General features: G+C 65.1%; 24 protein-coding genes. 14 read left to right on the top strand and 10 right to left on the bottom strand.

What is annotated here, in order from left to right; translation table 11 throughout:
- Nucleotides 1-77 precede the first annotated feature (77 nt).
- From MSTE_RS05850 to MSTE_RS05815, 8 genes are all read left to right on the top strand, one after another.
- The gene (locus MSTE_RS05850; RefSeq protein WP_096499687.1) at nucleotides 78-665 is read left to right on the top strand and encodes a TetR/AcrR family transcriptional regulator; all 588 of its coding nucleotides are present in this window, start codon (nucleotides 78-80) and stop codon (nucleotides 663-665) included.
- On the top strand, nucleotides 662-1867 hold the full coding sequence (locus MSTE_RS05845; protein WP_096499685.1) for a cytochrome P450: 1206 nt from the start codon (nucleotides 662-664) through the stop codon (nucleotides 1865-1867). The genes MSTE_RS05850 and MSTE_RS05845 overlap by 4 nt, the downstream gene beginning before the upstream one ends.
- Nucleotides 1867-2694, top strand: a complete 828-nt coding sequence (locus MSTE_RS05840) for an SDR family oxidoreductase (protein WP_030094668.1) — start codon at nucleotides 1867-1869, stop codon at nucleotides 2692-2694. The genes MSTE_RS05845 and MSTE_RS05840 overlap by 1 nt, the downstream gene beginning before the upstream one ends.
- Nucleotides 2691-4043 carry a cytochrome P450 gene (locus MSTE_RS05835; RefSeq protein WP_096499683.1) on the top strand — a complete coding sequence of 451 codons (1353 nt, stop codon included), beginning with the start codon at nucleotides 2691-2693 and terminating at the stop codon, nucleotides 4041-4043. Before MSTE_RS05840 ends, MSTE_RS05835 begins: the two co-directional genes overlap by 4 nt.
- 3 nt (nucleotides 4044-4046) lie before the next feature.
- Entirely contained in the window at nucleotides 4047-4250 is a 204-nt protein-coding gene (locus tag MSTE_RS05830; protein WP_046252813.1) for a ferredoxin, read from the top strand.
- 11 nt (nucleotides 4251-4261) lie between these two features.
- On the top strand, nucleotides 4262-4807 hold the full coding sequence (locus MSTE_RS05825; RefSeq protein ID WP_096499681.1) for a nuclear transport factor 2 family protein: 546 nt from the start codon (nucleotides 4262-4264) through the stop codon (nucleotides 4805-4807).
- A gap of 106 nt (nucleotides 4808-4913) precedes the next feature.
- Nucleotides 4914-6161, top strand: a complete 1248-nt coding sequence (locus tag MSTE_RS05820; protein ID WP_162291375.1) for a cytochrome P450 — start codon at nucleotides 4914-4916, stop codon at nucleotides 6159-6161.
- Nucleotides 6162-6168: 7 nt separating this feature from the next.
- Nucleotides 6169-7014: an SDR family NAD(P)-dependent oxidoreductase gene (locus tag MSTE_RS05815; RefSeq protein WP_096499677.1), complete on the top strand. Its 846-nt coding sequence runs from the start codon at nucleotides 6169-6171 to the stop codon at nucleotides 7012-7014.
- Here MSTE_RS05815 and MSTE_RS05810 read toward each other — a convergent pair whose 3' ends face one another.
- Nucleotides 7015-7797 carry an isoprenyl transferase gene (locus tag MSTE_RS05810; protein WP_096499675.1) on the bottom strand — a complete coding sequence of 261 codons (783 nt, stop codon included), beginning with the start codon at nucleotides 7795-7797 and terminating at the stop codon, nucleotides 7015-7017.
- 100 nt (nucleotides 7798-7897) lie between these two features.
- Here MSTE_RS05810 and trhA point away from each other — a divergent pair, with 100 nt between their 5' ends.
- On the top strand, nucleotides 7898-8626 hold the full coding sequence (gene trhA, locus MSTE_RS05805) for a PAQR family membrane homeostasis protein TrhA (RefSeq protein WP_096499673.1): 729 nt from the start codon (nucleotides 7898-7900) through the stop codon (nucleotides 8624-8626).
- A gap of 24 nt (nucleotides 8627-8650) precedes the next feature.
- Here trhA and MSTE_RS05800 read toward each other — a convergent pair whose 3' ends face one another.
- Genes MSTE_RS05800 through mca form a run of 4 tightly spaced genes read right to left on the bottom strand, consistent with a single transcriptional unit; the run spans nucleotide 8651 to nucleotide 12158 of the window.
- A complete protein-coding gene (locus MSTE_RS05800; RefSeq protein ID WP_030094660.1) occupies nucleotides 8651-9025 on the bottom strand; it encodes a nuclear transport factor 2 family protein in 375 nt (124 codons plus the stop codon).
- Nucleotides 9026-9035: 10 nt separating this feature from the next.
- Nucleotides 9036-11012 (bottom strand): thioredoxin domain-containing protein, encoded by a 1977-nt coding sequence (locus tag MSTE_RS05795; RefSeq protein WP_096505496.1) that lies wholly within the window; start codon nucleotides 11010-11012, stop codon nucleotides 9036-9038.
- Nucleotides 11002-11292, bottom strand: coding sequence for a hypothetical protein (locus MSTE_RS05790; RefSeq protein ID WP_096499671.1), 291 nt, complete (start codon nucleotides 11290-11292; stop codon nucleotides 11002-11004). The genes MSTE_RS05795 and MSTE_RS05790 overlap by 11 nt, the downstream gene beginning before the upstream one ends.
- The gene (gene mca, locus MSTE_RS05785; protein ID WP_096499669.1) at nucleotides 11289-12158 is read right to left on the bottom strand and encodes a mycothiol conjugate amidase Mca; all 870 of its coding nucleotides are present in this window, start codon (nucleotides 12156-12158) and stop codon (nucleotides 11289-11291) included. The genes MSTE_RS05790 and mca overlap by 4 nt, the downstream gene beginning before the upstream one ends.
- Nucleotides 12159-12244: 86 nt before the next feature.
- Here mca and MSTE_RS05780 point away from each other — a divergent pair, with 86 nt between their 5' ends.
- Nucleotides 12245-12664 (top strand): DUF4307 domain-containing protein, encoded by a 420-nt coding sequence (locus tag MSTE_RS05780; RefSeq protein ID WP_030094656.1) that lies wholly within the window; start codon nucleotides 12245-12247, stop codon nucleotides 12662-12664.
- A 265-nt stretch (nucleotides 12665-12929) separates the two neighbouring features.
- Nucleotides 12930-13424, top strand: coding sequence for a transcription elongation factor GreA (gene greA, locus MSTE_RS05775; protein WP_030094655.1), 495 nt, complete (start codon nucleotides 12930-12932; stop codon nucleotides 13422-13424).
- A gap of 92 nt (nucleotides 13425-13516) precedes the next feature.
- Here the strand turns inward: greA and ilvA are convergent, their stop codons facing one another.
- Nucleotides 13517-14680, bottom strand: a complete 1164-nt coding sequence (ilvA, locus tag MSTE_RS05770; protein ID WP_231897006.1) for a threonine ammonia-lyase — start codon at nucleotides 14678-14680, stop codon at nucleotides 13517-13519.
- Between ilvA and MSTE_RS25445 the strand changes: the two genes are divergently transcribed.
- Nucleotides 14627-14842, top strand: a complete 216-nt coding sequence (locus tag MSTE_RS25445; protein WP_231897005.1) for a hypothetical protein — start codon at nucleotides 14627-14629, stop codon at nucleotides 14840-14842. The genes ilvA and MSTE_RS25445 overlap by 54 nt on opposite strands.
- Nucleotides 14803-15474 carry a GOLPH3/VPS74 family protein gene (locus MSTE_RS05765; RefSeq protein ID WP_096499665.1) on the top strand — a complete coding sequence of 224 codons (672 nt, stop codon included), beginning with the start codon at nucleotides 14803-14805 and terminating at the stop codon, nucleotides 15472-15474. Before MSTE_RS25445 ends, MSTE_RS05765 begins: the two co-directional genes overlap by 40 nt.
- A gap of 13 nt (nucleotides 15475-15487) precedes the next feature.
- On the opposite strand, the gene MSTE_RS05760 is transcribed toward MSTE_RS05765, so the two are convergent.
- The 4 genes from MSTE_RS05760 to MSTE_RS05745 all read right to left on the bottom strand — a co-directional run bounded on the left by MSTE_RS05760 (nucleotide 15488) and on the right by MSTE_RS05745 (nucleotide 19934).
- Nucleotides 15488-16660, bottom strand: coding sequence for a cystathionine gamma-synthase (locus MSTE_RS05760; RefSeq protein WP_096499663.1), 1173 nt, complete (start codon nucleotides 16658-16660; stop codon nucleotides 15488-15490).
- Nucleotides 16661-16723: 63 nt separating this feature from the next.
- The gene (locus MSTE_RS05755; RefSeq protein ID WP_096499661.1) at nucleotides 16724-17296 is read right to left on the bottom strand and encodes an RDD family protein; all 573 of its coding nucleotides are present in this window, start codon (nucleotides 17294-17296) and stop codon (nucleotides 16724-16726) included.
- A 106-nt stretch (nucleotides 17297-17402) separates the two neighbouring features.
- The gene (locus tag MSTE_RS05750) at nucleotides 17403-18800 is read right to left on the bottom strand and encodes a cystathionine beta-synthase (protein ID WP_070916531.1); all 1398 of its coding nucleotides are present in this window, start codon (nucleotides 18798-18800) and stop codon (nucleotides 17403-17405) included.
- A gap of 57 nt (nucleotides 18801-18857) precedes the next feature.
- Nucleotides 18858-19934 (bottom strand): alpha/beta hydrolase, encoded by a 1077-nt coding sequence (locus tag MSTE_RS05745; RefSeq protein WP_096499659.1) that lies wholly within the window; start codon nucleotides 19932-19934, stop codon nucleotides 18858-18860.
- A gap of 190 nt (nucleotides 19935-20124) precedes the next feature.
- On the opposite strand from MSTE_RS05745, the gene MSTE_RS05740 reads away from it, so the two are divergent.
- A complete protein-coding gene (locus MSTE_RS05740) occupies nucleotides 20125-21132 on the top strand; it encodes an SGNH/GDSL hydrolase family protein (RefSeq protein WP_096499657.1) in 1008 nt (335 codons plus the stop codon).
- Nucleotides 21133-21174 lie beyond the last annotated feature (42 nt).

The following is a 21174-nucleotide window of genomic DNA, read 5'->3' as shown; positions in this document are numbered from 1 at the left end:
TACTCAAAAACTAGTGTTGGACAGTATTTTTCATGAACCGTATTGCCCAGGAATCACACACACGCTAATCTGGACAGGTGTCCAGTGAAGCTGTGGTGACCCTGACAAGCGAATCGCCGCGAAACCGGCGGCAAGAAGAGACGATCCGCAAGATCGTCACCGCGGGCCGGGAGATGCTCGGCGAGACGACATATGCGGATATGACGATCCGCGGCGTGGCCGCGCGGGCAAAGGTAGCCCCCGCGACCGCGTACACCTACTTCTCCTCCAAGAGTCACCTGGTGGCCGAGATCTACCTCGACCTCATCCATGAGGCGCCCTACTTCACCGACGTCAACGACGGCCAGACCGCGCGGGTCACCAAGACGCTGCGGAGCCTGGCATTGGTGGTCGCCGACGAGCCCGAGATCGCCACGGGGTGCACGACCGCGCTGCTGAGCAACACCGACGAAGCCGTGCGCGCCGTCCGCGACAAGATCGGGCTGGAAATCCATCGCAGGATCCGCTCGGCCATGGGGCCCGATGCCGATCCACGCGTGGTGTCGGCCCTCGAAATGACCTTCTTCGGCGCTCTCATGCACGCGGGCAGTGGCACCTTCACCTATCACGAGATCGCCGACAAGCTGACCTTCGTGGTGGACCTCATGCTGGGAGGCAACGAATGACGGCAGCCTCGACGTCCTCTGTGGTTTTCGATCCGTACGACTACGACTTTCACGAGGACCCGTACCCGTACTACCGGCGCCTGCGTGACGAAGCACCGCTGTACCGCAACGACGACCTGAACTTCTGGGCGCTCTCGCGTCATCAGGATGTACTGCAGGGCTTCCGGAACAGCGAGGCACTGTCCAACTCCAACGGCGTCTCGATGGACAAGGCCTCCTTCGGCCCACACGCCAAATTGGTGATGTCGTTCCTCGCGATGGACGACCCCGAGCATCTTCGGCTTCGCACGCTGGTGTCGAAGGGGTTCACCCCCAGACGAATCCGTGAACTTGAAGGACGGGTCGTCACGCTCGCACGCACACACCTGGACAACGCCCTGCAGTCGGAAAGCTTCGACTTTGTCGCCGACTATGCCGGCAAGCTGCCCATGGATGTCATCTCGGAGCTGATGGGTGTGCCCGAGCCCGACCGCACCCGCATCCGGGAGTTGGCCGACGGAGTCATGCACCGCGAGGACGGCCTCGCCGACGTGCCACAGAAGGCCATCCAGGCCTCCATCGACCTGATGACCTACTACATCGACATGGTCAAAGAACGTCGTCGGCGCCCAACAGAGGATCTGACTTCCGCTCTCCTGCAGGCGGAAATCGACGGCGATCGGCTCACCGACGAAGAGGTGCTCGCCTTCCTGTTCCTCATGGTGATCGCCGGCAACGAGACCACCACCAAGCTGTTGGCCAACGCCGCGTATTGGGGTCACCGAAACCCGGACCAGCTCGCCGCCGTCCATGCCGATCACGAGCTCATACCGCTATGGGTGGAGGAGTCGCTGCGGTATGACACCTCAAGTCAGATCCTCGCGCGCACCGTGGCAGAGGATATGACCTTCTACGACACCACAGTTTCCGCCGGTGACATCCTGCTGCTGCTGCCCGGCTCGGCGAACCGCGATGACCGGGTGTTCGACAACGCCGACGAGTACCGCATCGGACGCGAGATCGGCGCCAAGCTCGTGAGCTTCGGCAGCGGTGCCCATTTCTGCCTCGGCGCACACCTGGCACGCATGGAGGCCAAGGTGGCGCTGACCGAGCTGTTCACCCGAATCAAACATTACGAGATCGACGAAAGTAGCTCCGTACGTGTGCATTCCAGCAACGTCCGCGGATTCGCGTATCTGCCCATCACCGTGGAGGTCCGCTGATGCCCCGCTTTGAGCCCCACCCGGATCGACGCCCCTCGATCATCGCCGGAGCCTCCTCGGGCATCGGCGCGGCGACGGCAATCGAGCTCGCGGGCCGCGGATTCCCGGTGGCGCTCGGCGCCCGCCGCGTCGATAAGCTGACCGAACTCGTCGAGAAGATCCAGGCCGACGGCGGCGAAGCCGTGGCCTTTCCTCTCGACGTCACCGATGCGGACTCGGTGAAATCGTTTGTTGCGCAGAGCATTGATGCGCTGGGCGAGATAGACCTGCTGGTGTCCGGCGCCGGTGACATGTACCCCGGCCGGGTTCATGAAATGAGCGCCGACACCTTCGCCGCGCAGATTCAGGTGCACCTGTTGGGTGCCAATCGGCTCGCCACAGCGATCGTGCCCGACATGGTGGCTCGGCGGCGCGGCGACGTGGTCTTCATCGGCTCCGACGTCGCACTGCACCAGCGTCCCCACATGGGCGCCTACGGAGCAGCCAAAGCGGCCCTGCTCGCCATGGTGAACACCATGCGCATGGAGTTGGAGGGCACCGGCGTTCGGGCCTCGATTGTGCACCCCGGGCCGACCCTGACCTCGATGGGCTGGCAGCTCTCCGCCGAACAGGTCGGCCCCATGCTGGAGGACTGGAAGACGTGGGGACAAGCGCGGCACTCCTACTTCCTGCGCCCCTCGGATATCGCACGTGCGGTCACCTTCGTCGCCGAAACTCCCAGGGGCGCCCATATCGCCGAGATGGAAGTGCAGCCCGAAGCACCCCTGACGGACGCACCCGCCGACAAACAGAAACTCGAGCTTGGTGAGGAAGGAATGCCATCATGACCACTCCCACCGTTCCGCGGGTCTCCGGCGGTGAGGACCAATACGGCCACCTCGAGGAATTCCGCACCGATCCCATCGCGCTGATGCGGCGCATTCGCGAGGAATGCGGGAACGTCGGCACCTTCCAGCTCGCCGACAAGCAGGTCGTGTTTCTCTCCGGTGCAGAGGCCAACGAATTCTTCTTCCGCTCCAGCGACGACGACTTGGATCAGGCCGAGGCGTACCCGTTCATGACGCCGATCTTCGGCAAGGGTGTGGTGTTCGACGCCGACCCGGAACGGCGCAAGGAGATGCTGCACAACGCGGCGCTACGCGGCGAACAGATGAAGGGCCATGCGGCAACCATTGAAAACGAAGTCCGGCAGATGATCTCGCAATGGGGCGAGAGCGGCGAGATCGATCTTCTCGAGTTCTTCGCCGAGCTGACCATCTACACCTCGTCGGCGTGCCTGATCGGCAAGAAGTTTCGCGATGAACTCGACGGCCGGTTCGCGCACCTCTACCACCAGCTTGAACAGGGCACCGACCCGCTGTGCTACGTGGACCCGTACCTGGAGATCGAGAGCTTCCGGCAACGCGATGCCGCGCGTGAGGGCTTGGTGGCGCTGGTCCAAGAGATCATGAACAGCCGGATTGCCAACCCGCCCAACGACAAGAGCCAGCGCGACATGCTCGACGTGCTGATCATGATCAAAGACGAGGATGGCAATCCCCGCTTCACCGCCGATGAGATCACCGGCATGTTCATCTCCATGATGTTCGCCGGGCACCACACCAGCTCCGGAACAGCCTCCTGGGTTCTCATCGAACTACTCCGGCACCCCGCTATCCAAACGCAGGTCATCGACGAGCTGAACGAGCTGTACGCCGATGGCAGCGAGGTGAGTTTCCATGCGCTGCGCCAGATCCCGAAGCTGGAGAATGTACTCAAGGAGACCCTGCGGCTGCACCCGCCCTTGATCGTCCTGATGCGGGTCGCCAAGGGCGAATTCGACGTAGGCGGTTTTCCCATCCACAACGGCGACATGGTGGCGGCCTCCCCCGCTGTCTCGAACCGCATCGCCGAAGACTTCCCCGACCCGGACGGATTCGTGCCCGACCGATACGAGAAGCCCCGCCAGGAAGACATCGTGAACCGCTGGACCTGGATACCGTTCGGCGCGGGTCGGCACCGCTGCGTGGGCGCCGCGTTCGCCACCATGCAGATCAAGGCCATCTTCTCGGTGTTGTTGCGCGAGTATGAGTTCGAGATGGCGCAGCCCGCCGACTCGTACCACAACGATCACTCCAAGATGGTGGTACAGCTGGCGCAGCCCGCCAAGGTTCGTTACCGGCGCCGAGGAGCCTGAGGAATGCCTTTCAGGATCGAGGTCGACAGGGACCTGTGCCAGGGGCACGCCATGTGCGAACTGGAGGCTCCCGATTACTTCCGCGTCCCCAAGCGCGGCACCGTCGAGATCCTGAATCACGAACCACCCGAGGACGCCCGCGACGAAATCGAGCGTGCAGTCGAAGAATGTCCGGCCCGAGCTTTGTTCATCACAGAGAAGAACTAGGAGTACCGACTGTGCCCGAATTCCCCCGCCAGGAACTCGACGATGTCGTCGCGGACTGGCTACAGGCCAATCTGGATGCCGAGAAGGCCGGCGACTGGAAATCATTGGCGCGCTTCTATACCGACGACGCCACCTACGGCTGGAACATCGGCCCCAAGGAAGACGTGATGTGCGTCGGCATCGATGAGATACGGGATATCGCCCTCGGCCAGGAGATGGAGGGCCTGGAGGGGTGGACGTATCCGTACCAGAAGGTGATCGTCGACGACAAGCAGGGCGAAGTCATCGGATTCTGGAAACAGATCGCCACGGACTCCAACGGCAGTGAGTCCGAGATCTATGGCATCGGGGGCAGCTGGTTCCGGTACGCCGGTAATGGCCAATGGAATTGGCAACGCGACTTCTTCGATTTCGGTCATGTGTCCGCCCTGTACATGGACCTCATCAAGGCGGGCAAGCTCAGCGAGGGCATGCAGAAACGCATTCAGCGCGGCCTGTCGAGCGAGAAGGTGCCCGGCTACTACCCACTTGGCAAGACCCCGGTCCCCCTCTGGTGAACAGTGGGCTTCCCCACCCACCGCGCCGAGTGTCGGGTTTCTGCGAAGAAGTGCGGGTAGCGGGCACAAAAAGTCGACACTCGGCCGGATATGGAGGTGTATGGCAATGAAAAGCACTACCGAGCTTGGACTTCCGGAAGGCTTCGATTTCACCGATCCGGGGCTGTACGGGGAACGGATGCCACATGCAGAGTTCGCGACCCTGCGCCGGGAGGCGCCCGTCTGGTGGAACCCACAACCACGCACAGTCGGCGGATTCGCCGACGACGGCTACTGGGTGATTTCCAAACATCGTGACGTGCGTGAGGTTTCGCTGCACACCGATATCTTCTCGTCGGGCCGCAAGGGCGCCATCCCCCGCCTCGAGGACCACATCAGCCCCGAGGAGTTCCAGGCCACGCTGTCTGTCCTCATCAACAAGGATGCACCCGAACACACCCAGCTGCGCGGGCTGGTGTCGCGCATGTTCACGCCGCGCTCCATCGCGGCGTTGCGCATCACCCTGGAGGAGCGCGCGGAACGCATCGTGCGGGCCGCCCTCGAGGGTGGACACGGCGAATTCGTGCGCGAGGTGGCCAGTGAGCTGCCCATGCAGGCCATCGCCGAATTGATCGGCGTCCCAGAGGAAGACCGCGTCAAGCTCTTCGAGTGGAGCAATCAGATGACGGGGTACGACGAGGCCGATGTCGAGATCGATCCCCGTATCGGCGCCGCCCAGATCCTCGGGTACTCCTATCAACTCGCCGAACAGCGCCGGGACTGTCCGGGCAACGATGTGGTTTCCCGTCTGCTGACCGGGACGGTGGACGGTGAGCAACTCACCCCCGAGCAGTTCGGGTTCTTCGTGGTGATGCTGTCGGTCGCGGGCAACGAAACCACCCGTAACGCAACGACCATGGGCATGATGGCCTTCCTGGAACACCCAGATCAGTGGGAACTGTTCAAACGGGCCAGACCTACTTCCGCCGTCGACGAGATCGTCCGGTACACCTCCCCGCTGATCTCGCAACAGCGCACCGCATTGCAGGACACCACGATCGGTGGGGTTCCCATCAAGGCCGGTGAGCGAGTGGTCATGCTCTATCCGTCGGCCAATTTCGACGAAGAGGTGTTCGAGAATCCGCATACCTTCGACATCACCCGCGACCCCAACCCGCATCTGGGCTTCGGCGGTACGGGAGCCCACTACTGCCTCGGCGCCAACCTGGCCAAGGTTGAGCTGGAGATCATCTTCAACAAGATCGCCGATCGAATGCCCGACATCTCGCGGATCGGCGACGCCCCGCGGTTTCATTCGGGCTGGATCAACGGCATCAAGAAGTTCGACACCGCCTACTGCCCCGTCTCGCACTGATGTCCTGATGGCCAATTGCATTGTCGTCGGCGGTAGCCGCGGAATCGGTCGGGCGGTGGCACAGCTGTTGGGTGAGCTCGGCGCGAATGTGGTTGTCAACGGCCGATATTCCGACGCCGTCGAGAAGACGGTCGCCACCATCACGTCAGCCGGGGGCGCGGCGGTCGCTTTCGTGGGGTCGCCCGATAACGAACAGACGGCCACGGATCTGATCGACACCTGCCGCACCGAGTTCGGCGGCCTCGACGCGTTGATCAACTGCGCGGGCATACCGGAGCCCGCCGGGTCGTCCATCCTGACCATTACCCCCGAGGACTTTCAACGGCTGATCGACGCGCATCTGGGCACCGTGTTCCACACCTGCCGCGTCGCCGCACCGCTCATGGCCGCCCAGCGGCACGGAGCCATCGTCAATACCGGATCGACTGCCGCCCTGGGCATCTACGGCGGCACCGGATATCCGGCGGGCAAAGCGGCCGTCCACGGACTCACCCTGGCCATCGCCGCGGAGCTGAAGCAAAGCGGTGTGCGCGCCAATGTGATCTGTCCGGGTGCACGCACCCGACTCTCGGAGGGCGGGGAGTACATCGCCCACCTGCGGGATCTGTATGCCCGCGGACTGCTCGACGAGATGACCCTGCAGGCATCGCTCGAACCGGCACCGCCGGAGTGCGTCGCACCGCTGTACGCCTACCTCGCCGGGGATCTCTCCACACGCATCACCCGCCAGATATTCATCGCAGCAGGCGGTTTCATCGGACGCTTCACACGACAGGTGCCGACGCCGCTCGGATACCGCGAGGCCCCGGTGTGGACCGTCGACGAGATCGACGAGCTGATGGGCCGCCGTTGACTACTGGCCGAACCGCCGGTTTCTCGCGGCGTAATCGCGCAGCGCACGCAGGAAATCCACCCGCCGGAACTCGGGCCAGTAGGCGTCGGTGAACCACATCTCGGAGTACGCACTCTGCCAAAGCAGGAATCCCGACAACCGCTGCTCCCCCGATGTCCGAATCACCAGATCCGGGTCGGGCTGTCCCGAGGTGTACAGGTTCTCCGAGATGGCGTCGACGGTCACCGCCTGTACCAACTGCTCGGCGGTGGCCCCGTTGGCCAGCTCCTTGTTCAGCAGGGTGCGCACCGCATCGGTGATCTCCTGCCTGCCCCCGTAACCGACCGCCACATTCACATGGAAGGCGGCATCCGCGGGCGCCGACTTCACGGCCTGACGCATCCGCTCAGCCACCGCATCGGGCAGCAGGTCGAGATCTCCCACACTGCGCACGCTCCACTTGTTCTGCGGGGCGCACAGCTCCTCGACGACGTCGGTGATGATCTCCAACAGCTCGCCGAGCTGATCGGGATCGCGGGTGAGGTTCTCGGCCGACAGCAGGTACACGGTGGCCATCTCGACACCCGCGTCCTGACACCAGCCGAGCATCTCGCCGATCTTGCGGGCGCCCATCCGGTACCCATGGCTGACGTCGGTGTACCCCGCCGACCGAGCCCAGCGGCGGTTTCCGTCGCACAGGACGGCGATGTGCCGTGGTTTCGCCGACTTGGCCAGCTCCTGGCGGAGCCGCATTTCGTAGAGCTTGTACAGCGGTTCCTTGAGCGTCGGCGGGATGATCTCCACGTATCCAGCCTAGCGAGCCGACCGCGCACCGGAGCAGCAGATATGGATCTGCACAGAACGTTCACAATCAGGGCCTGGACGGGAGGGGATACTGTGACGCATGCAGACCGATGAGTCGCTTGCACCGGAAACCCAAGGTTCTGAACATTCCCTACCGATGGCCGCATTCGTCGGCGGTATCGAAACTCTCCCGATCAAGCCCAAGGCGCGTGGCTGGATCCATTTCTATGCCTGCGTCACCGCCGTGGTCGCGGGAATCGTGTTGGTATCGGTCGCCTGGTCGGTGCGCTCAGCACAAGCGGGCCTGGCGACAGCCATCTACAGCCTGACGGTGCTGGGTGTCTTCGGGGTCAGCGCCGCCTATCACCGGGTGAACTGGAAATCCGAGACCACCCGCACCTGGATGAAGCGGCTCGATCACTCGATGATCTTCATCTTCATCGCGGGCAGCTACACCCCCTTCGCGATGCTTGCGATGCCACCGTCGGAAGGCAACCTGGTGCTCGCCATCGTGTGGGGCGGCGCGCTCGCCGGAGTGATTCTCAAGATGTGTTGGCCGACGGCGCCACGCTGGGTGGGAGTGCCCCTGTACCTGCTGCTGGGCTGGGTGGCCATCGGCTTCTCATCGACGCTCTTGCACGGCGCCGGCGTGCCGGCACTGGTGCTCCTGATCGTCGGCGGCGCCTTCTACAGCATCGGCGCGATTCTGTACGCCGTGAAATGGCCCAACCCGTGGCCCTTGCACTTCGGTCACCACGAGTTCTTCCACGCCGCGACCGTGATCGCCGCGACATGCCACTACATCGCCGTCTGGTTCGCCGTCTTCTGACAGCGAACCAGCAGGCGAATGGACCTAGAGCTGCTTGATGTCGTCCTGGGTCCAGAAGGCCCGCATCGAGCTGATCTTGCCCTCGTCGTTGAAGGTCATCACGTCGATCGGCGCGATAACCATGCCGCCGTTCTCGTGCTTGATGGTCAGCTCGAAGTGGAACGCGGCCTCGTTGTTGGTGGCCCGCACCAGCTTGAGGTCGCCATGACGGTCCAGCGGCTCGATGGCGGCGTAGAAGCCCTGGATCGCCTCACGGCCCTTGAGCACGTCAGCGCCCAGCGGATCCTCGACGGTCGCATCATCGGCGTAGAGGTCGGCGATCTGCGCCGCGGTGCCCGTGGTGAGCAGATCGCAATAGCTCTGGACAACGGCGAGAACTTGTTCGCGGGTAACGGTCATGCCCCGGACGCTACCTACCCAACGCGGCGTCTAATTGTTGGGTCCCGGTGACCGGGAGATCACACACGGTGCCCCGGCACACGTAGGCGGCTTCGACATCGCCCACCGGCCCTCTGTCGCGCAGCAGTTCGCTCGAATCCTTCACCCCGCCAACCACAATCGCTCCCCCAGGGGCCGACTGCCGGGCCTGCCGCAGCAGTGGTGAGTGCACCGGGTCGCAGGCCACCGCCACCTGGATCGGGCCCCGGACCGCGGCCTCGGCCACCGCCAGCCAGTGACCGGCCGATCGCGGAGCGCGCGCCAGCGCCATGGACGCCGCCGACAGCGAGGCGTGCGCGGCTTCCCGGTAGCGGGAGTCCTCCAACAGGTAACCGCCGGTGAGCAGCGCCTCGGTCACCGAGGACGCCCCGGATGGGGTCGCGCCGTCCAGGGGATCGCTCGGCCTCAGCACCAACTGCTCGGCATCATCGGCGACGTCGAACCACGCGCCGGGCGATTCCGGATCGGCGAAATGATCGAGCGCGGTGTCCAGCAGCGCAATGGCGGCCTCGCGCCAACGCCACTGACCGGTCACCTGATACAGCGACAGCAGGCCCGTCGCAAGGGTGCCGTAGTCCTCCAGCACACCGTCCCCATCGGAGACCTGCCCACCCAGACTCGCACGGCGCAAACGCCCCTCACACAGATGCAGATCCAGCAGCCTGGCAGCGCATCCCGCCGCCGCATCCAACAGATCGTCGCGATCCAGGGCGATCGAGGCTTCGACGAGCGCGGTGATGGTCAGCCCGTTCCAGGCGGTGACGGCCTTGTCATCACGGCCCGGTTGCACTCGCTGCGATCTCGCCGCCAGCAAGGCCACTCGCACGTTCTGCCACCGGTCAACGTCATGGGGGTCCTGCAGAAGCTGCAGCACCGAGCTGCCGTGCTCGAAGGTTCCCGCCGCGGTCACCTCGAAAAGCGTTGCCGCCCAATCGCCATCCTCTGCGCCAAGCACTTCGGTGAGCTGGTCGGGCGTCCACACATAGGTGGAACCCTCGGAGCCGGCGGCGTCGGCGTCCAGCGATGAGACGAACAGGTCACCCACGCGCAGCTCGTTCAGCAGGAAATCGGCCGTCTCGGAGGCGATTCGCCGCGCCAGGGCATCGCCGGTGCGGCGGGCCCAGTGCGCGTAGACCCGCAGCAGCAGCGCGTTGTCGTACAGCATCTTCTCGAAGTGCGGCACCACCCAGGCCGCGTCCACGCTGTACCGCGCGAAGCCCCCGGCCAGTTGGTCGTAGATGCCGCCACGCGCCATCGCCGTCGCCGTGCGGGCCACCACCCCGAGCACCGCCGCGTCCGCCGTGCGTTCGTATCCGCGCAGCAATGCCTCCAGCAGAGCCGACGGCGGAAACTTCGGAGCCCCACCGAATCCGCCGAAGCGCACGTCTTCCGCGGGCAGAATCGCCGCGATGGCGGTATCGCACAGCGCGACATCCACGCCGGGCCCGGCAGGCAGGCGGCCAGACATCGCCTGCAGTTGGCCGGTGATGCTCGAGGCCGCCTCTTCCACCTCGTCCCGGCGCTGCTCCCAGGTTTCACGAACCGCCGAAAGTAACTGCAGAAAACCCTGTTTCGGGTAGTACGTGCCGGTGTAGAAGGGCCGCCCGTCCGGGGTGAGGAAACACGTCATCGGCCAGCCACCCTGTCCGTTCATCGCGACGGTGGCGTTCATGTAGACGGCGTCCAAATCGGGACGCTCCTCGCGGTCAACCTTGATGTTGACGAAACCGGCGTTCATGACGGCGGCCACCTCATCGTCCTCGAAGGACTCGTGGGCCATCACATGACACCAATGGCAGGCCGCGTACCCGATCGACAACAGGATGGGCACATCGCGAGACTGCGCTTCCTGCAATGCCTCTGGCGTCCACTGCTGCCAATGAACAGGATTGTCGACGTGCTGGCGCAGGTATGGGCTGGTCGCCTCGCCGAGCCGGTTAACGGTCATCGCCCCGCTGATCGGCAGCACCCGAAGGCTTTTCGGGTTCCTCAGCGGCCGTTCCGACCGTGCCGTCGTCGACGGCCTGGTCGGGCTCGGGATGCTCGGGGTCGAACGTCTCCGGCAGCTTGCGCAGATGCGCGTTCATCGACCGAATCAGGAAGAAGGTGCCCACCAGCAGCAGCACCACCACCGTCAATCCGAACGGGCCCGCCTTGCCGAAATCCGGCCCGATGTTGCTCGGGCTCTTCTCGTCGGCGAGCACCAGCACGGCATCCATCAACATCATTTGGCCTCAACTCCTGCGAACAAATCGTCCTCGGGGGTGCTCGTCGGCACGCGTGATTTCGCGAGCTCGAAATCCTCGGTGGGCCACAGCCGCCGCTCGAACTCACGCGGGACCGCGAAAAAGCTACTGTCCGGCGGAATTTGAGACGCATGCGCGCGTAACGCGGCATCCCTGGCATCGAAGAAGTCGGCGCAGGGCACTCGAGTGGTCACCCGGCGATCAAAGACGTCGTCATCGGCCGGCCAGCGCTCAAGCCATTCGTCGAACGGCCCCTTGTATCCGTGCTTCTTGCACTCATCGTTGAGCAACTGCATGCGCGCCCGCATGAATCCGTGGTTGTAGTAGATCTTGCTGACGGTCCACGGCTCGCCGGCCTCGGGGAACTGCTCGGGGTCCGCGGCGGCCTCGAAGGCGGCCATCGACACCTCGTGACACCGGATGTGATCCGGGTGCGGGTAACCGCCGTTCTCGTCGTAGGTGGTCATGACATGTGGCCGGAACTCCCGGATCACCGCGACCAGTTTGGCGATCGGCTCCTCGATGGGCACCAGTGCAAACGAATCCGAGGGCAGCGGGGGCAGCGGATCGCCCTGCGGGAGGCCCGAGTCGACATAACCCAGCCAGCGGTGTTGCACACCCAGCTCGGCCGCCGCCTTGGCCATCTCCTCGCGACGGATGGTTCCGATGTTCGCGGCCACCTCGGGACGGTCCATCGCCGGGTTGAGGATGTCGCCGCGCTCGCCGCCCGTCAGCGTCACCACGATGACGTCGTTGCCCTCGGCGGCGTACCGCGCCGTGGTCGCGGCACCCTTGCTGGCCTCGTCATCGGGGTGGGCGTGCACCGCCATCAATCGCCGTCCGGTCACCCGTGCGCCCGCCTCTTTCTGTCAGCCGTCACTGTTCTCGCGCCCCCATCGTTTCATCCCGGGTATACCCGTCATACCGTTGACCCGTGCAGCGACCAGAGGACCGTTACGGCACCAAGCCCGCCAAGCCCAACCGCGGCCGCTGGATCGCGGTCGGACTGACCGCATTGGTCATCGTGGCCGGAGTCGCGATCGCCGCGATCGGATATGCCCGATTGGGCCCCGGAGACGTCAAGGGCGAACTTTCCGCGTACAAGCTCGTTGACTCGTCCACGGTTTCCGTCACGGCCTCGGTGGAACGGAAAGATCCGTCGCGGCCGGCTGTCTGCATCCTGCGCGCGCGGTCCATCGACGGAAACGAGACGGGACGACGCGAAGTGCTGGTGCCGCCGTCCTCACAGCGATCCGTGCCGGTCACAGCCCTGGTGAAGACCACCCACCCCCCGGTGACCGGAGACGTCTACGGCTGCAGCCTGGCCGTTCCGCCGTATCTGGTCGCGTCCTGACACCGATTTCCTGACGATCGGCGCCATCGGACGACGTCGGGGGCCGACAGACACACGTCGGCAACGTTCACATCGGGCAAACCTCGTCCAAAAATAGGCTGAACATCACAGCGACAGTGGTATGCTGGGCGGATACACGGATCCCTGCTGGGACCGTGTATTGCTGCATTTTGGAGAGTCAAACCCGCAGCAATGCACCCGACCCGGCACCCGATAGAGGAGCGCCAGTGGACGTTGCTGGCCTGAGACAAGGAGTACCTGCACCATGACCGACACCCAGGTGACCTGGCTGACCCAGGAGTCACATGATCGGCTCAAGGCGGAACTCGACCAACTGATCGCCAACCGCCCCGTCATCGCCGCCGAGATCAACGAGCGCCGCGAAGAGGGAGACCTGCGCGAGAACGGTGGCTACCACGCCGCCCGCGAAGAGCAGGGCCAGCAGGAAGCGCGCATCCGTCAGCTGCAAGAGCTGCTCAACAACGCGAAGGTCGGTGAGGTCCCGACGCAGTCCGGTATCGCGCTGCCCGGTTCGGTCGTCAAGGTGTACTACGACGGGGACAAGGACGACACCGAGACCTTCCTCATCGCCACCCGCCAGGAGGGCGTCAAGGACGGCAAGCTTGAGGTGTACTCCCCCAGCTCACCGCTGGGTGGCGCACTCATCGACGCCAAGGTCGGCGAGACCCGCAGCTACACCGTGCCCAATGGCGCCGAGGTCAAGGTGACACTCGTCAGCGCCGAGCCGTACCACGACTAAAAGTTCCATAACTCGTCGACCGAGCGCGAGCCTCACGCGGAAATCTGACCCGAAATCCGTGTGAGGCTCGCTCTCGTTGTTTGACTTGGCAGCTACCGCTCCTCGTGAACCGTCAGACCGGCCGCAACGATTGCGTCGAGAACAGCCTGGCGATGTTCTGGCCCCCGCGTTTCGACCGTCGCCAGTACATCCACCTCACCCAGACGCAGACGCTCGCTGTTACGCCAGTGAGTCACGTCGACGACGCTGGCACCTGACGCCCGGAACACGTCGAGAAGACCCGACAGACCGCCCGGCGCGTCCGCGACGGTCACACGCACCGTCAGATAGCGTCCCGCCGCCCGCAGACCGTGGGTGATGACGTGAGTGAGCAGCAGCGGATCGATGTTTCCACCCGAGAGCACCGCGCACACCGGGCCGCTAAGACCCAGTTCCTCGGCGGACAGCGTGAGCAGAGCCGCCACCGCGGCAGCGCCGGCGGGCTCGACCACCAGCTTGGCCCGCTCCAGGCATAGCAGCAGCCCGCGCGAGAGCGCCTCCTCACTGACCGTGACCACGTCATCGACCAGCGCGGCCACATGTTCGAAGGGCACCGCCCCCGGCTTGCCCACCGCGATGCCGTCCGCCATGGTCTCCATGGATTCCAGCGCCACCGGATGCCCGGCTTGCAGCGACACCGGCCAGGCGGCCGCACCCGCGGCCTGTACCGCGATGATCCGCACCTCGGGCCGGGACGCTTTGACCACCGCGGCGATGCCCGCGACCAGCCCGCCGCCGCCCGCGGGCACCACGATGGTGCCCACATCGGGAAGCTGCTCCAGAATCTCCAGCCCGACGGTGGCCTGCCCGGCCACGACATCCCGATGGTCGAAGGGGTGGATGAGTACCGCACCGGTCTCCGCCGCGAACTCCGTCGCAGCCAACAGCGCTTCGTCGATGGTCGTGCCGGTCAGGTGCACCGTGGCGCCATAGGCGCGGGTCGCGACGATCTTGGGCAGCGCGGCCCCTACCGGCATGAACACCGTGGACGCGATGCCCAGCGTGGTCGCGGCCCAGGCCACACCCTGGGCGTGATTACCCGCGCTGGCGGCCACCACACCGTTCACCCGCTGGTCATCGGGCAGCAGACTGATCCGGTTGTAGGCGCCACGCGGTTTGAAAGATCCTGTGCGTTGCAGGTTTTCGCATTTGAGCCGTACCTCGTGGCCGCAGCGTTCACTGAGCGCCCGAAAGGCCACGACCGGTGTGCGCCGCATCACAGGAGCGAGGCGCTCAGCCACCTCCTGGATCTCCTGGACCGTCACCAACCCTGTTGCTCCCGCTGCCTGGATGCCCATGCCACGCATCATGTCACCAGTTCTGCCGCTATTGTCCCCTCATGCCACAGATTGCGGAGGACCTCCTGCTTCTGTTGCTGAACAATGCCTCCGGTCGGCCGCTGCTGGACAAGGATCGGCGCACGCAGGCCCTCGCCGCCGCGATCATTCTGGATCTTGCTCTGGCACAACGCGTCCGACCGGCCACCCACGGTGAACCGGGGAAAGCCGGCGATCTGCTGGTGCTGCAGGCGCCCGATATCGGGGACCCCGTGCTCGACAGGGCGGTGCACCGACTGCGACGACGGCCGATGAGCCCGACCGAGGCGATCACCAAGGTTGGTCGCGGCGTCAACTCCCAGATGCTGCACAGGTTGGAGATCACCGGGGATATCCACACGGTTCGCATGGGCAGCCGGCTCTTCCCGGAGAAGTACTGGCCGGTGACCAACAACGAGCGTGCCAATGCGGTGCGACAGGGCGTCACGGATGTGTTGTTCCACTACGCCCCGCCCGCTCCCAGCACGGCCGCGATCATCGCAGTACTGCACGGGGTCAACGGATTCGACGCGATACTGAGCCTGGATCCCGTCGGCAAGCAGCAGGTGTCCCGGTGGTCGCAGACCATCGCCGACGGCGGCTGGTCGGCCCAGGTTCGCGACAACCGCGGCCCGGCGGTGAATCTCGCCGTGACCGGCGCGGTGATTTCCGCGGCCCTGCACTCGATGAACTAGACGCAGCGCGCGCCTAGCGCAAGGCTTGTTCGAGATCGCCGATCAAGTCGCCAACCTCTTCGATACCCACAGACAACCGCACCAGGTCCTCGGGTACCTCCAGCAGCGATCCGGCGGTCGACGCGTGCGTCATCGCACCTGGATGCTCGATCAGCGACTCCACGCCGCCCAAGGATTCAGCGAGAATGAAAAGCTCTGTTCGCGAGCACAAATCGAGTGCGGCCTGCCGCCCGCCGGCAAGGCGCACGCTGATCATGCCGCCGAATGCGCGCATCTGCTTGGCGGCCACCGCATGTCCGGGATGGCGGTCGAGGCCCGGGTAGATGGTGTTCGCGACCGCGGGGTGCCCCGCCAGGAACTCGGCGACCGTTTGAGCGTTCTCACTGTGTCGCTGCATGCGCAAGGCCAGCGTCTTGATACCCCGATAGGTGAGGTAGGCATCGAACGGTCCCGGCACCGCGCCCGAACCGTTCTGCAGGAACGCAAAGGCGGTATCCAATTCCTCGTCGTTGGTGAGCAGGGCGCCGCCCACCACATCCGAGTGTCCGCCAATGTATTTGGTGGTGGAATGCAAAGCGATATCGGCACCGAGATTCAGCGGCTGCTGCAGCGCCGGCGATGCGAAGGTGTTGTCCACCAAGAGCTTCACGGAGTGCTCGGCGGCCACCTGGGCGACGGCCGCGATGTCGGCGATGCTCAGCAGCGGATTGGTGGGTGTCTCCAGCCAGATCAGCTTGGTCTTGGGGGTGATGGCGGTGCGAATGGCGTCGACATCGGCCACCGGAACAGGTGTGTGGCTAATTCCCCACTGCGAGAACACCTTGTCGATCAGCCGGAAGGTGCCGCCGTAGGCATCGTTGGGGATGATCAGGTGATCGCCGGGGCGCAACAACGCGCGCAGCGCGCAGTCGGTGGCCGCCATGCCCGATGCGAACGCCCTGCCGAAGTGGGCGTCCTCCAATGCGGCCAGCGAGGATTCAAGAACCGCTCGGGTGGGGTTGCCGGTGCGTGCGTACTCGAATCCGCCGCGCAGCTGGCCGACGCCGTCCTGGGCGAAGGTCGAGCTGGCATAAATCGGCACGTTGACGGCACCGGTCTGCGGATCGGCATGGAAACCGCCGTGGATGGCCCGTGTGGAAAACCCTTGCCACCGAGACGCGTCGGCGGCGCTGCGCTGCTCACTCATCGGGTCCGAGCCTATACGGACCTCGTGACGTGAGACAGCCCAACGCCGCCAAGCGGGTTACTTCTACTTGGGAACGACCACGGTCTTCACTAGCATGTCGGCGATCGTCTGCCGCTTGGCCGTGAACAGCGGCAGCAGGAAGCCGATGTAACAGATGACCGCGTCCAGGAAGTGCGCGATCTGGCGGACGACGGACATGCCGAATCCGATCGGCTGGCCGGTTGCCTCACCCAGGACCCGAATACCGAGCAAGCCCTTGCCGATGCTCGATCCGGTGGTGCCCTGCTTCAGGCCCCAGTTCCATACCGCGAACGCGATCGCCGCGAGGGTGAACAGAATGTAGGCGGCCCAGCCCACGCCGGTGTACTCCGGCTGGCAGCTGATGTAGCTCATTCCGCCGGTCATGGGGTCGCCGTAGGAGTCGCCGATGCAATCAGCGGTCGTAGCGGTTCCACCCGCGATTCCGCCGCCGATACCGCTCAGCAGAGCCACCGGGATGACGTCGATGATGTAGGCACCGACACGCCGGATCCAGATTTCGAAATTGCCGCCCGGTAGAGCTGGTGCACCGGCCGCCGGCGGAGGCGGCGGGTAACCGCCCGGATCCTGCGGCGAGGGTGGTGGAACTTCAGTCACGGTTGTCCTCCAGTTCGTATGGCACGCATGAGCGTCGAGCAACAGAGCACATTACGCTTTCAGCGTTTCCACAGGTTGGCTTCTGCGAAACGATTTGGGACCAAATTCAGTGCCGCACGCTTCTGCCGGAGGACACGAATCCGAGCAGGTCATGGCGGGTAATGACACCGACGGGCTTGCCTTCGTCGATGACCATTACCGCATCGGTGTCGCGCAACATGGACCCCGCGGTGCTCAGCGGTTCGCCGGCACCGACCAGTGGCAACGGCGGACTCATGTGCTGGGACACGGCATCAGCCAGTTGCGCCCGGCCCTCGAATACCGCTGACAGCAGCTCCCTTTCGGACACCGACCCGGCGACCTCGCCGGCCATCACGGGCGGCTCGGCGCCGACGACGGGCATCTGCGACACCCCGTATTCGCGCAAGATCTCGATGGCGTCGCGCACCGTCTCCGACGGGTGGGTGTGCACCAAATCCGGTAGCGCACCGGACTTTCCACGCAACACATCGCCGACGGTCGGTTCGGACTTGCTGCCATCGAGGCGACTGCGCAGGAACCCGTACGAGGACATCCAGGAGTCGTTGAACACCTTGGACAGGTATCCCCGCCCCCCGTCGGGCAACAGCACCACGATCACGGCATCGGGTCCGGCCTTCTCGGCCAGTCGAATTGCCGCCACCACGGCCATGCCGCAGGATCCGCCGACCAGCAACCCCTCTTCGCGCGCGAGTCGACGTGTCATCTCGAACGAGTCGGCATCGGATACCGCAATGACCTCATCGACCACGCTGGGGTCGTAGGCGGTGGGCCAAAAGTCCTCTCCCACACCCTCGACGAGGTAGGGGCGGCCCGTCCCGCCGGAGTACACCGATCCCTCCGGATCCGCACCGACGACCTTCACCGCGCCCCCCGAAACCTCCTTGAGGTACCGGCCCGCACCGGTGATGGTCCCTCCGGTCCCCACTCCGGCGACGAAATGGGTGATCTTGCCGTCGGTGTCGGCCCAGATCTCCGGGCCGGTGGTCTCGTAGTGGCTGGCCGGTCCGTTCGGATTGGAGTACTGGTCGGGCTTCCAGGCGCCCTCGATCTCACGTACCAGACGGTCCGAGACGTTGTAATAGCTGTCCGGGTGCTCCGGCGGTACGGCCGTGGGGCACACGACGACCTCGGCCCCGTAGGCCCGCAACACATTCCGCTTGTCTTCGCTGACCTTGTCGGGGCACACGAACACGCAGTGATAGCCCTTGCGCTGGGCCACCAGCGCCAGTCCGACGCCGGTGTTGCCCGATGTGGGTTCGACGATGGTGCCGCCGGGCTTGAGCAGGCCCGCTTCCTCGGCCGCCTCGATCATCTTGACGGCGATGCGGTCCTTGGAGCTACCGCCGGGATTGAGGTACTCGATCTTGGCCGCTACGACCGCGCCACCCTCGGGCACCACCGAGTTGAGCTGGACAAGGGGGGTGTTACCGATCAGATCGGAGACATGCTGGGCAATGCGCATACCGGTAACGCTATTAGACCGGCGGCCGGCCCGCGCACAGGGGAGCTAACCGAGGGATCAAACCGCCGCGGGTGCGACGAACTCGGCCGAGGAAGTCTCGGGCACCGCGTCGCGGATGTACTGGCCGATCTGCGCCAGGGACCTCTTGGCCTCGGGCACGACCTTGGTGGCCACCTGGAAGACGTGCATCTGACCGGGCCAGACCTTGATCTCCACCGGCACACCCTGCTCGGCGAGGCGCTGCCCCAGCAGGCGCGCGTCGTACAGCAGCACCTCCGAGCCGGAGCAATGCACCAGAGTCTGCGGCATCCGGCCGTCGACCTTGTCGATGATCTCCCGTGGCGGGATGCCGCCGCCGGCCTTGGTGAGGATCTTCTGCAGCGCCTCAAAGCAGTTGGGCGGCAGCATCACATCGGTCTTGGCGTTCTCATGCGCGACCTTGGGTGCGGGGTCCAGCTCGATGAGCGGCGAGATGAGGGCCAGCGCGGCAGGCGCCTCGCCGTCCTCTGCGAGCAGCCGCTGGGCCACCGCTACCGAGAGAAAACCGCCGGCCGAATCGCCCGCGAACACGATCTGCTCCGGCGCGTACCCCTGCCCGCGCAGCCAGCGGTACCCGTCCAGGCAGTCGTCGATGGCCTGGTCCAAGGAGGCCTTGGGCGGCATCCGGTAGTCGACCAGCAGACACGGTGCGTCGGCGTGCTGGGAGATGGTGGACACCAAGGCGCTGTGAGTGTTTGGACCGCCCACGATGAAGGCGCCGCCGTGCAGGTACAGGACCACGCGTCCGGTGCCGTCCACCGGACCGACACCCTTGGCTCGAATCAACCGCGCATTGGTGTTCGGCAGCGTCACCGTCGCCTTGACCGTGCCGCGCGGGGGAACCAGGAAGCGGCCCAGCTCCTCGATCAGTCCAAACGGGTACGGGAGCGTGGGGGCGTGGCTGCCGATCTGCAGCACCGTGCGCACCGTCATTCGGACACCGAATCCGAGGAGCCGTGCGGCCAGACTCGCCGCGTCCTCGATCACTTCGACTGCGGCGCCATCGCTCATCGGAAAGGCGCGTACCAGCGTGTTCAGGGAAGATCCCATCGACCCTGCAGGCGCGTATTCAGGGGCGCGCTTCGGTGCGGTCATCTGTTCAGGCTCCTTTGCCTAGCCAGTGTCCTGTGATGCTTCAGACTGCTAGCTGCCAGCTAGCGTCCGATGGACTATACCTATCAACAGGCAACGAACCGCTTTCGATACCGCATCGTCCACGCCTCATTTCGCGTGATGCTGGTCAGAGGACTGGCGCGGTGTGTCGCCTTCCGTGAAAATAGCCACCGTGAGCATCCTCGCCACACGCAGACGGACGATCTGGGCAGCCCTGAGCACCGGGGCCGCGGGCGCAGCGATGGGTACCGGGCTCTGGGGGGCGTACAGCTTCCTGAACGCGCAGGCCAGGCAGGTTCGCCTGGTGATCCCGAAGACTCACGACGCTCCCCCGGTTGCCGACGGCGTGTACGTACAGGGCGGCGGCCCGGTGACCAGGTACAGCCGCGGCGTGGAATTCGACCTGCACCTGGCGATTTTCGGAGACTCCACCGCCACCGGATACGGCTGTCACGTGCCCGACGAAGTACCGGGGGTGCTGCTGGCCCGCGGTTTGGCCGAAGAGTCCGGGAAGCGAATCCGGCTGTCCACCAAGGCGATATCGGGCGCAACGTCCAAGGGGCTGGCCGCCCAGATCGACGCCATGTCGATCATCGGCCCGCCGCCGGACCTCGCCGTGATCATGATCGGCGCGAACGACGTGACCTCGCTCAATGCGGTGCGCGCCTCCGCACAGCGTCTGGGCGACGCGATCCGGCGACTGCGCATGGCAGGCTCGGCCGTGGTGGTGGGTACCTGTCCCGATTTCGGGGTGATCACCGCCATACCGCAGCCATTGCGCGCAGTGGTGCGCTCGCGCGGGCTGCGCCTGGCCCATTTCCAGGCGGCAGCGGTGCGAGCCTCCGGCGGGGTGCCGGTTCCGCTTGCTGATCTGCTGTCACCGGAGTTTCTGCAGGCACCCGAAGAGATGTTCGCCGACGACCACTACCACCCCTCGGCGGCGGGATACGCACTGGCAGCGCGCCTACTGCTACCGGCAGTCGCACATGCCCTCGGCGAGTGGACGGGCGGCCCCATCCCCGATTTGCCGTGGGTGTCCGCTGCCGCGGAATCGCAGACCATGAGTGCCCGGATACGCGTTCTGGGACGGATCTGGCGGCGCAGCGCCGCGGAGATCGCCGTGGGTATGAACGAGCCCGCCGCCCGGGCCGACGACCTGCCCGCTGTATCCCTGCATTAGATTCCAGGGGAGTAGAACCAGTACTAATTCCCCTATATTCAG

It is taken from the genome of [Mycobacterium] stephanolepidis, assembly GCF_002356335.1.
GTDB classification, from domain to species: domain Bacteria; phylum Actinomycetota; class Actinomycetes; order Mycobacteriales; family Mycobacteriaceae; genus Mycobacterium; species Mycobacterium stephanolepidis.
Note: the sequence above shows the minus strand (reverse complement) of the source record. Positions and strands in the feature narration are given on the sequence as shown.